We start from the raw sequence: 8939 nt of genomic DNA, 5'->3' as shown, positions 1-8939 counted from the left end.
GTTGGTGCTGCGGCGCGCTGTCGCTGCCGATCTCCCGGCGGTCCATGCCTTCATGTCGTCGCCGGCGGCGATGCGCTACTGGTCCACGCCGCCGCATGAGTCGATGGCGGTGACCGCGCCCTGGTTCCAGGCGCAGTTCTTCAGCGGCGACCCTGAGCGCGACGAGTGGATCATCGAGCTCGACGGGCGCGCGGTCGGCAATATCGGCATCTGGAACATGCCCGAGTTCGGCTTCATTCTGCATCCGGACGTCTGGGGACTCGGGGTGGCATCCGAGGCCGCCAGGGCGTTCCTGACCTATGCCTTCGGTGCGTACCCGGTCGATGGCATCACCGCGGACGTGGACCCCCGCAACCTCGCCTCGCTGCGGCTGCTCGACAGGCTCGGCTTCGCCGAGACCGGGCGGGCGGAACGCACCTTCCATGTGGCGGGCGAATGGTGCGACAGTGTCTACCTGAAGTTGCCCCGCCCCGCCTGACCGGAGGACCCATGGCCGAAATCCTCTCACTGTCCAGGGCCCGCAAGGCCAAGGCGCGCGCCGACAAGGAACAGGCTGCCGCGGAGAACCGCATCCGTTTCGGTCGCACCAAGGCCGAAAGGCAGCGCGAGGCGGCACTGAAGGCGCTCGCGGAAAAACGACTGGACGGCGACAGACGCGGCGACTAGGGCAGGGCCGTCTGTCCCGCCAGGAGTCCCATCCCCTTGTCACTGATCTCCGATTTCAACGCGCCCATGCTGAATGGGCGCGAGCAGCCGCTCTCGACCTGGCGTGGACAGGTCATCCTGGTGGTCAATGTCGCCAGCCGGTGTGGCTACACCCCGCAATATGCCGGGCTCGAGCAGCTCTACCGCGACTATCGCGACCGCGGTTTCGCGGTGCTGGGCTTTCCCTGCAATCAGTTCGGCGAGCAGGAGCCCGGTACCGAGGCCGAGATCGCCGCGTTCTGCGATCTCAACTACCACGTCAGCTTTCCGATGTTCGGCAAGGTGGTGGTCAACGGTCGCGGGGCGCACCCGCTCTTCCAGTGGCTGAAGCGCAAGGCGCCGGGGCTGCTCGGCGTGCAGGCCGTCAAGTGGAACTTCACCAAGTTCCTGGTCGATCGCAGCGGCGGCGGCGTCAGACGCTTCGCCAGCGCCACCGAACCTGCGGAGTTGCGGGCGCCGATCGAGTCGCTCCTGGGCTAGGCAGGTTGCGACCGGCAGGCGTCGCGATCCCGCCCGCGGATGCGGCGGCTGGTGACCGGGGGCGGAACGCGCTAGCCTTCCGCGATGCTCGTGTTCCTCGATTTCGAAGCCTCCTCGCTGAGCAAGGTCAGCTACCCCATCGAGGTCGGCTGGGTGTTCGAGGACGGGCGCGGGGAGTCTTGTCTGATCCGTCCCGCGCCGGACTGGATCGAGTGGGACGCCGCCGCCGAGGCGACACACCGAATCAGCCGCGAGCAACTCGCCAGCGAGGGCGTGCCGGTCGGGATCGTCTGCGAGCGGGTGGTGCGGCTGTTCGATGACAACCGGGTCTTCGCCAGCGCCCCGTCGTGGGACGGGCATTGGCTGAGCATGCTGCTCCGCGCCGCCGGCAGGCCGCGCCACCTTGTGCGCCTCACGGATACCGAGGTCGCCTTTCTCGAGGCGGCGCATGATGCACCGGGCGAAGCGGCCGACACGATTGCTGTCGCGAGGCGGGAGGTCGAGCGCATCCCGGTGGCGCACCGGGCCCTTGCCGATGCCCGTCGCGAGCGCGAGATCTGGCTGGCGGTGCGGCGGCTCTGCGCGCGGCCCTGAGAGCGGCGCCCCGGCTGGTCCCGGCCTGTTGCTTTGCTCCTCGTGCCTCTATAGCTGACCCATGCGCAAGATCCGTGTCGTCGGCATAGGAGCCGGAAATCCCGAGCACATCACCGTTCAGGCGATCAATGCGCTGAACAGCGCCGATGTGCTGTTCCTGCCGCGGAAGGGGGAGGACAAGGCGGAACTCGCTGACCTCAGACGCGAAATCATCGCCCGCTACCTGACCGATCCTCGCTCGAGGACCGTCGAATTCGATCTGCCGGTCCGCGATGCGGGCCACCCGTCCTACACCGGCGGGGTGGGGGACTGGTACCGGGAGACCGCCGCCCTCTATGCGGAGCTGTTCGCCGGCAGGCTCGGCGAGGCTGGCGTCGGCGCCCTGCTGGTCTGGGGCGATCCCTCGCTCTACGACGGCACGCTGCGCATCCTGGAACTGGTCAGGGCGGCCGGCCTCGCCTTCGACATCGAGGTGATCCCCGGCATCAGCAGCCTGCATGCGCTGACGGCCGCACATGCGACGACGCTGAACCGCGTCGCCGAGCCGGTGACGGTCACCACCGGACGGCGGCTTTCCGAGCGCCCCCCCGAAGGCGACGTCGTGGTGATGGTCGACGGACGGCTCGCCTTCAGGTCCGTCGACGGGGAGGCCTACGACATCTTCTGGGGGGCCTACCTGGGTACCGGGGACGAGATCCTCATCTCGGGCCGGCTGGCCGACGTCGCCGCCCGGATCGAGACGGTACGGGCCGAGGCGCGCGCGCGGCATGGCTGGATCATGGACATCTACCTGCTTCGGCGGCGCACCGGGTCGGCGGTCGACGGCGAAACCTAGGCAATGGCAACCCGTCCGGCGTCCCGGACTAGAACGGCAGGCCCGCGTGGGTGGCGGCGATGACGCCGAGGGTCATGAAGAGCAGGGCGGAGAAGGAAAAGGTCTTGAGCATGCTTGTGTGTTCGAGGTCGGCGGTCGTGCCGGAGCGGAGTGGATAGGGTGCTTCGCAGTCCGGCGATACGCCGTTTCTGCGCATGGTTCCAATGCACCCGCAGGGCTGAACGGAGTCTGAACCGAACCGCTCAGCGAGCGACGGACTCGATCACGTCGGCGACCTTCTGGTAGCCGCCGGCCGACTTCAGGGTCTCCCCGATGCGCAGCGCATTCTGCCGATAGACGGGGTCCGCCAGCACCTTCTCCACGGTGGCCCTCAACTGCGGGCCTTCGATCCGCCGGCCGAAGCACTCGTCGTCGAGGATGATGCCGGCGCCGTGCCGCTCGGCCGCCAGCGCATTGCGCAACTGTTCGAAGTGCTGCGGCACGGCAACGAACGGTACGCCGTTCCACAGCGTCTCGTGGACGCTCCCGAGGCCGCAATGGGTGATGAACAGCGCCGCACGCTCCAGCACCGGCATCTGCGGAAATGTCTGCTGCACGATGAAGTTGTCGGGGATCGGCCCGAACCGGGTGACGTCGCTGCCCGGACCGGCCGCCAGCAGGAACTGCGCCGGAAAGTCGGCGAATGTATCCATGCACAGGCGGAAGAAGCGGTCGTTGAGGAACTGTACCGTTCCCATCGAGATGAGGATCACCGGCCGCCCGTCGAGGCGCGCGAAGTCGAAGGGATCGGGGCGCGTCCGGGCATCTATCGAGGCGCCCGGAAATACGAAGCTCGGGTCTTTGACGAGGTTGGTCGGGGGGTGCAGTTCGCGGCTGGTCAGCATAATCGTGCGCTCGCCCCGCAGCGGCACCATCGGCACCGCACGCGGCAGGTTGCCGATGCCGTAGCGGAACAGCGGGGCGATCAGCGCGGCGAGCCGGAAGAGCCGCGGCACGAAGTTCCGGGTATGCCCCCACAATTCGCGCCAGCTGACCAGGTTGCGCATCAGCTCGAATGCGAAGATCGGCGAGTCCGAAACGTTCGGCAGCTTGAGCTTGTGCACCGCGATATAGCCCCAGAACGCCGAGGAATCGAACACCACGACGTTGGCGTGTTCCTGCGGCAGCCGCTCGAGCACGAAGTCGGTCAGCACTGGGGTCGCGCCGAGCAGCTTTTCGAACGCGGCGATCAGGTTGCCCGATTTCAGCGTCTGGGCGAACTCCATCGCGTCGAGCGCCCTCGGGTAGGCGACGAAGCCGGCGCCGGTGGCGCGGATCAGCTTTTCGAACTCCGGCGAGCTGTACGCGACCACGTCATGCCCGCGCCGCACCAGTTCGGCGATCGGACCGAGCATGGGCAGCAGGTGCCCATAGGCAGGCATGCTGAGAACGACGATCTTCTTCATGCGCCCCCCGGCCGAACGGGATGACCCTACGCCGCGGCGCGACGACTTGTCACCCCTCGAACCGTGGTCCGGGGACTGCGCGCGTCAGCGGCGACGAGAAGGAAGGCGGGATCAGACCGGAACCGAGGCATAGGCCGCGAACAGCAGGCCGAGCGTGACGAAGAAGGCGACGGAGAGCGAGAACGTCTTGAGCATCGGAGTGGTCTTTGCTGGTACAGGCTCAGTTACGCGAGCGGCCCGCACCATATCCCGTGAGTGTTAAGGCGTGATTTCGATCGAATAGTTCTCGATGACAGTGTTGGCGAGCAGCTTCTCGCACATCGCGCGCACATCCGCTTCGGCCCCGGTCGCCTCGGCGGCGCCGAGGTCGAGGTCGAAGACCTTGCCCTGCCGCACGGTGCCGACACCGGCAAAGCCCAGGCTCTTGAGCGAGCCCTGGATGGCCTGCCCCTGAGGGTCGAGCACCCCGGGCTTGAGCGTGACGGTGACGCGCGCTTTCATCGTACTTTCCGAAAGAAGCGGGGCAGCCGGCCCCGCCGAAGGCTCATTGCACGAGTCGCGGCCCGGTGGTCAACGCGTTGTCGGTTTCCACCAGAATACCGAGCCGCTGTGCCACTTCGCGATAGGCGTCGACGAGGCCGCCGAGGTTCTCGCGGAAGCGGTCCTTGTCGAGCTTGTTGCGGGTCTTGATGTCCCACAGCCGGCAATTGTCCGGCGAGATCTCGTCGGCGAGCACGATGCGCATCAGGTCGCCGTCATAGAGCCGGCCGCACTCGATCTTGAAGTCGACCAGCTGGATGCCGACGCCCATGAACAGCCCGGTGAGGAAGTCGTTGACGCGGATGGCGAGCGCCATGATGTCGTCCAGTTCCTGCGGCGTGGCCCAGCCGAAGGCGGTGATGTGCTCTTCCGACACCATCGGGTCGTTGAGTGCATCGTCCTTGTAGTAGAACTCGATGATCGAGCGCGGCAGCTGCGTGCCCGGCTCGAGCCCGAGGCGCTTGACCAGCGATCCCGCGGCGACATTGCGCACCACCACCTCGAGCGGGATGATCTCGACTTCCTTGATCAGCTGCTCGCGCATGTTCAGCCGACGGATGAAGTGCGTCGGGATGCCGAGCCCGTTGAGCTTGGTGAAGATGAACTCGGAAATGCGGTTGTTGAGGACGCCCTTGCCGTCGATGACCTCGTGCTTGGCGCCGTTGCCGGCGGTGGCGTCGTCCTTGAAGTACTGGATCAGCGTCCCGGGCTCCGGTCCCTCGTACAGGGTCTTGGCCTTGCCGTCATAGATCTTCCGGCGACGGTTCATATGCAATCTGCCATGTGCTCGGTGGGGTGGGGAATTGGGGCGTTCATGCGCCAGAAGCGACGCGTTATGCAAGCCCTTTCGCCGCACCGGCATCGCCTCGCACCGGCCCCGCCGGCACTGTCGTCCCGCACGGCTTGATTGCATTGACGTTTTGACGCGCGGCGGAGCCCGTTGATTTGCCCCCCTATCCATCCTATGTGCAGACGCAACGAGGGCGCCCTTCAGCGGGCGAGAAACGCGGAGAGCACAATGTCGACGTTCGACGATCGCGAGAAGGGCCAGGAAGCCAAGTTCGCCCATGACTCGGAGTTGCGGTTCCGGGCCGAGGCCCGCCGCAACAAGCTGCTCGGGCTGTGGGCCGCCGAACACATGGGGCTGAGCGCCGAGCACGCCAAGGAATATGCGGCCGAAGTGGTGGCCGCCGATTTCGAGGAAGCCGGCGACGAGGACGTGTTCCGCAAGATCTCGGCCGATATCAAGGCCAGGGGCGGCTCGATCTCCGACGACATGATTCGCAGGAAGATGGCCGAGCTGGTCGCCATTGCCCGCGAGCAGGTACTCACCGAGGGTTGAGTCCGGCGGGCCGCGCCGTTCCCGGCCACGCCCGCGATCAGATCCGCTGCATCAGCCTGGTGAACATCAGCAATCCCTCGGGCCACGGACCGTGGCCCGACGCGACGTTGATGTGGCCCGCCTCTCCGGCGAAGTGCAATTCCGATCCCCATCCCGCAGCCATGTCCGCCGCGCGGCCGGGCGACAGCAGTTCGTCATTGGTCGAGGCAACCAGCAGCGACGGAAACGGCAGGGGGTCGAGCGGTACGTTGCCGAAGCTCGCCGCCTGTCGCGGAATCGCCGCGCCTTCGTGGTCCGGTGGCGAAACGAGGAACGCGCCGCGGACTCTGCCCGGCGGCAGCCGCGGCGCCGCGTGCACGACCGCAGAGACGGCCAGCGAATGCGCCACCAGCACCACCGGCCGACTGGCCAGTTCGACCGCCTCGATCAGGGTCGCCGTCCAGTCCCTCAGGTCGGGATCGTCCCACTCGTCCTGTTCGACGATGCGCCCGGTCGAGAATCGCTCGGCCCACCGGCGCTGCCAGTGCCCCGGACCGGAGTTGCCGAGTCCGGGCAGGATGAGGATTTCGGCGTCCGCCAGTCTCATCCGCCCACTCCGGTCCGCCGCGGCCAGTAGTAGGCGGTCGGGTTGGCCCTGAGCCCCAGGCGGGCCCCTATCCGGTCGTAATAGGCGACGGCTTCGTGCGCTGCATTGAGGCTGATGGCCACCCGGTCGCCCAGCACCTCGCGCAGCTTCTCGAGGAGCGCGGTCCCGACGCCATGGCGTTGCGCCGACTCCCTCACCGCCAGGTCGCTGACGAAGCACACCCAGGCAAAGTCGGTGAGGCCACGCGCCAGTCCCACGCAGCGGCCATCGGCGCGGGCCGTGACGATCATGTTGGAGTTGGCGAGCATCTGGCCGATGCGGGCCCTGTCGCCGAGCGGCCGGTTCGGCCCGAGGCTGGTCTCTCCGACCACCGAGACGTAGTCGTCGACGCTCAGCCCGGGTTCTTCGGCAAGCACGATGCTCACGGTACCGGCCCGAACACGCGCTCGAAGATCGCGTCGACATGCTTGAGATGGTAGAAATCGTCGAACATGGCGTCGATCTCCTCGGCCGAGAGCCTGGTGGAGACCTCGGCGTCGGCCTTCAGCAACGCCGCGAACATGCCGGCGCGATCGCCGCGCGCCTGCCAGACCTGCATGGCGTTGCGCTGCACCGCCGCGTAGGCGTCCTCGCGGCTCAGTCCGGCCTGCGTCAGCGCCAGCAGCACGCGCTGCGAGTTGTGCAGTCCGCCCAGCAGGTCGAGATTGCGCTTCATGTTGGCCGGATAGACCACGACGTTCTCGACCAGCCCGACCAGCCGGTTGAGCGCGAAGTCCAGCGTCACCGTGGCGTCCGGCCCGATCATCCGCTCGACCGAGGAGTGCGAGATGTCGCGCTCGTGCCAGAGCGCCACGTTCTCCAGCGCCGGGGTGACCATGCCGCGCACCAGCCGGGCGAGGCCGGTGAGGTTCTCGCTCAGCACCGGGTTGCGCTTGTGCGGCATCGCCGACGAGCCCTTCTGTCCGGGCGAGAAGAACTCCTCGGCCTCGAGCACTTCTGTGCGCTGCAGGTGCCGCACTTCGGTGGCCAGCCGTTCGATCGAAGAGGCCACGACCCCGAGGGTGGCGAAGTACATCGCATGCCGGTCGCGCGGGATCACCTGCGTCGAGATCGGCTCGACGCTCAGGCCGAGCTTGTCCGCCACGTAGGCCTCGACCCGCGGGTCGATATTGGCGAACGTGCCGATGGCGCCCGAGATCGCGCAGGTCGCGATCTCGTGGCGTGCCGCCAGCAGCCGCGTTCGCGCCCGCTGGAACTCGGCGTGGGCCTGCGCCAGCTTGAGCCCGAAGGTGGTCGGCTCGGCATGGATGCCGTGGCTGCGCCCGATGGTGATGGTGTACTTGTGTTCCTTGGCGCGGCGCGCCAGTGCGCTGAGCAGCCGGTCGAGGTCATCGACCAGCAGGTCCGTGGCCCGCGCCAGTTGCACCGCGAGGCAGGTATCGAGCACGTCCGACGATGTCATGCCCTGGTGCAGGAAGCGCGCCTCCGGGCCGACGATCTCGGCAACATGGGTCAGGAAGGCGATGACGTCGTGCTTGGTGGTGCGCTCGATCTCGTCGATCCGCTCGATGTCGAAATTGGCCTCGTTCCCCTTGGCCCAGATGGCGTCCGCCGCTTCCTGCGGCACCACGCCGAGCTGCGCCAGGGCCGTCGTCGCGTGAGCTTCGATTTCGAACCAGATGCGGAACTTGGTCTCGGCAGACCAGATGGCAACCATATCGGGGCGGGAGTAGCGCGGGATCATGGGCTTGCAGCTTTCGGTTCGCGTAACAGGCGAATTACGCGTGGACGGTCGTGGCAGCGTTGCGGAGCGCGGCGATACGCCCCGCATAGGTACGTGGGTCATTCCCCTTGAACACGGATGTGCCGGCCACGAACACGTCGGCACCGGCCAGCGCCAGGTCTCGGATGTTGTCGATGGTAACGCCGCCGTCGACTTCGAGGTCGATCGGGCGGCCGCCGATCAGCGCCCGGGCCTGGCGAATCTTGGCGAGGCTCTCCGCGATGAAGCCCTGTCCCCCGAACCCCGGGTTGACGCTCATGATCAGCAGCAGATCGACATCGGCGATGACATGTTCGAGCGCTGACAATGGGGTCGCCGGGTTGATCGCCACGCCGGCCCGTTTGCCTTCCGCCCGGATCGCCTGCAGCGAGCGATGCAGGTGGGGTCCGGCCTCGGCATGCACCGTGATCGTGTCGGCGCCGGCCCTGGCAAAGGCCGGGATGTAGGGATCGGCCGGGGCGATCATCAGGTGCACGTCGATATGCCTGCCGGTCACCGGCCGGATCGCCGATACCACCAGCGGCCCGATGGTGAGGTTGGGAACGAAGTGACCGTCCATGACATCGACATGGACGTAGTCCGCTCCGCCCGCGTCGATGGCACGGATCTCCTCGCCCAGCCGGGAGACG

Annotated in this window: 15 protein-coding genes; 6 read left to right on the top strand and 9 right to left on the bottom strand. The window is 67.2% G+C overall.

What is annotated here, in order from left to right; translation table 11 throughout:
• The 5 genes from ACE3TU_RS15300 to cobF all read left to right on the top strand — a co-directional run.
• Positions 1-478, top strand: a 478-nt coding sequence (locus ACE3TU_RS15300; RefSeq protein WP_374625686.1) for a GNAT family N-acetyltransferase, incomplete at its 5' end; no start/stop codon positions are given.
• Between the two features lie 11 nt (positions 479-489).
• Positions 490-666, top strand: coding sequence for a DUF4169 family protein (locus tag ACE3TU_RS15295; RefSeq protein WP_374625684.1), 177 nt, complete (start codon positions 490-492; stop codon positions 664-666).
• 36 nt (positions 667-702) lie between these two features.
• Positions 703-1185, top strand: coding sequence for a glutathione peroxidase (locus ACE3TU_RS15290; protein WP_374625682.1), 483 nt, complete (start codon positions 703-705; stop codon positions 1183-1185).
• Between the two features lie 84 nt (positions 1186-1269).
• Positions 1270-1779: a transcriptional regulator gene (locus tag ACE3TU_RS15285; protein ID WP_374625680.1), complete on the top strand. Its 510-nt coding sequence runs from the start codon at positions 1270-1272 to the stop codon at positions 1777-1779.
• Positions 1780-1840: 61 nt separating this feature from the next.
• Positions 1841-2614 carry a precorrin-6A synthase (deacetylating) gene (gene cobF / locus ACE3TU_RS15280; RefSeq protein WP_374625678.1) on the top strand — a complete coding sequence of 258 codons (774 nt, stop codon included), beginning with the start codon at positions 1841-1843 and terminating at the stop codon, positions 2612-2614.
• 28 nt (positions 2615-2642) lie between these two features.
• Here the strand turns inward: cobF and ACE3TU_RS15275 are convergent, their stop codons facing one another.
• The 5 genes from ACE3TU_RS15275 to purC all read right to left on the bottom strand — a co-directional run bounded on the left by ACE3TU_RS15275 (position 2643) and on the right by purC (position 5368).
• Positions 2643-2810 carry a hypothetical protein gene (locus ACE3TU_RS15275; RefSeq protein ID WP_374625676.1) on the bottom strand — a complete coding sequence of 56 codons (168 nt, stop codon included), beginning with the start codon at positions 2808-2810 and terminating at the stop codon, positions 2643-2645.
• A gap of 46 nt (positions 2811-2856) precedes the next feature.
• Positions 2857-4059 carry a nucleotide disphospho-sugar-binding domain-containing protein gene (locus ACE3TU_RS15270; RefSeq protein WP_374625675.1) on the bottom strand — a complete coding sequence of 401 codons (1203 nt, stop codon included), beginning with the start codon at positions 4057-4059 and terminating at the stop codon, positions 2857-2859.
• Positions 4060-4170: 111 nt separating this feature from the next.
• Positions 4171-4302: a hypothetical protein gene (locus ACE3TU_RS15265; protein WP_374625673.1), complete on the bottom strand. Its 132-nt coding sequence runs from the start codon at positions 4300-4302 to the stop codon at positions 4171-4173.
• Positions 4303-4317: 15 nt separating this feature from the next.
• Positions 4318-4560 carry a phosphoribosylformylglycinamidine synthase subunit PurS gene (gene purS, locus ACE3TU_RS15260; protein ID WP_374625671.1) on the bottom strand — a complete coding sequence of 81 codons (243 nt, stop codon included), beginning with the start codon at positions 4558-4560 and terminating at the stop codon, positions 4318-4320.
• 43 nt (positions 4561-4603) lie between these two features.
• A complete protein-coding gene (gene purC, locus ACE3TU_RS15255; RefSeq protein ID WP_374625670.1) occupies positions 4604-5368 on the bottom strand; it encodes a phosphoribosylaminoimidazolesuccinocarboxamide synthase in 765 nt (254 codons plus the stop codon).
• A 249-nt stretch (positions 5369-5617) separates the two neighbouring features.
• Between purC and ACE3TU_RS15250 the strand changes: the two genes are divergently transcribed.
• The gene (locus ACE3TU_RS15250; RefSeq protein ID WP_374625669.1) at positions 5618-5941 is read left to right on the top strand and encodes a DUF1476 domain-containing protein; all 324 of its coding nucleotides are present in this window, start codon (positions 5618-5620) and stop codon (positions 5939-5941) included.
• A 37-nt stretch (positions 5942-5978) separates the two neighbouring features.
• Here the strand turns inward: ACE3TU_RS15250 and ACE3TU_RS15245 are convergent, their stop codons facing one another.
• From ACE3TU_RS15245 to rpe, 4 genes are all read right to left on the bottom strand, one after another.
• On the bottom strand, positions 5979-6527 hold the full coding sequence (locus ACE3TU_RS15245) for an RBBP9/YdeN family alpha/beta hydrolase (RefSeq protein ID WP_374625667.1): 549 nt from the start codon (positions 6525-6527) through the stop codon (positions 5979-5981).
• Positions 6524-6952 carry a GNAT family N-acetyltransferase gene (locus ACE3TU_RS15240; protein ID WP_374625664.1) on the bottom strand — a complete coding sequence of 143 codons (429 nt, stop codon included), beginning with the start codon at positions 6950-6952 and terminating at the stop codon, positions 6524-6526. The genes ACE3TU_RS15245 and ACE3TU_RS15240 overlap by 4 nt, the downstream gene beginning before the upstream one ends.
• The gene (purB, locus tag ACE3TU_RS15235) at positions 6949-8271 is read right to left on the bottom strand and encodes an adenylosuccinate lyase (protein WP_374625662.1); all 1323 of its coding nucleotides are present in this window, start codon (positions 8269-8271) and stop codon (positions 6949-6951) included. Before purB ends, ACE3TU_RS15240 begins: the two co-directional genes overlap by 4 nt.
• Positions 8272-8305: 34 nt before the next feature.
• The coding region (rpe, locus tag ACE3TU_RS15230) for a ribulose-phosphate 3-epimerase (RefSeq protein WP_374625660.1) at positions 8306-8939 on the bottom strand (634 nt) is incomplete at its 5' end.

The sequence above is a fragment of the Devosia sp. genome (assembly GCF_041917035.1).
In the GTDB taxonomy this organism is placed as follows: Bacteria; Pseudomonadota; Alphaproteobacteria; order Rhizobiales; family Devosiaceae; genus Devosia_A.
The sequence above is the reverse complement of the archived record's forward strand: the minus strand, read 5'-3'. Positions and strand labels throughout refer to the sequence as shown.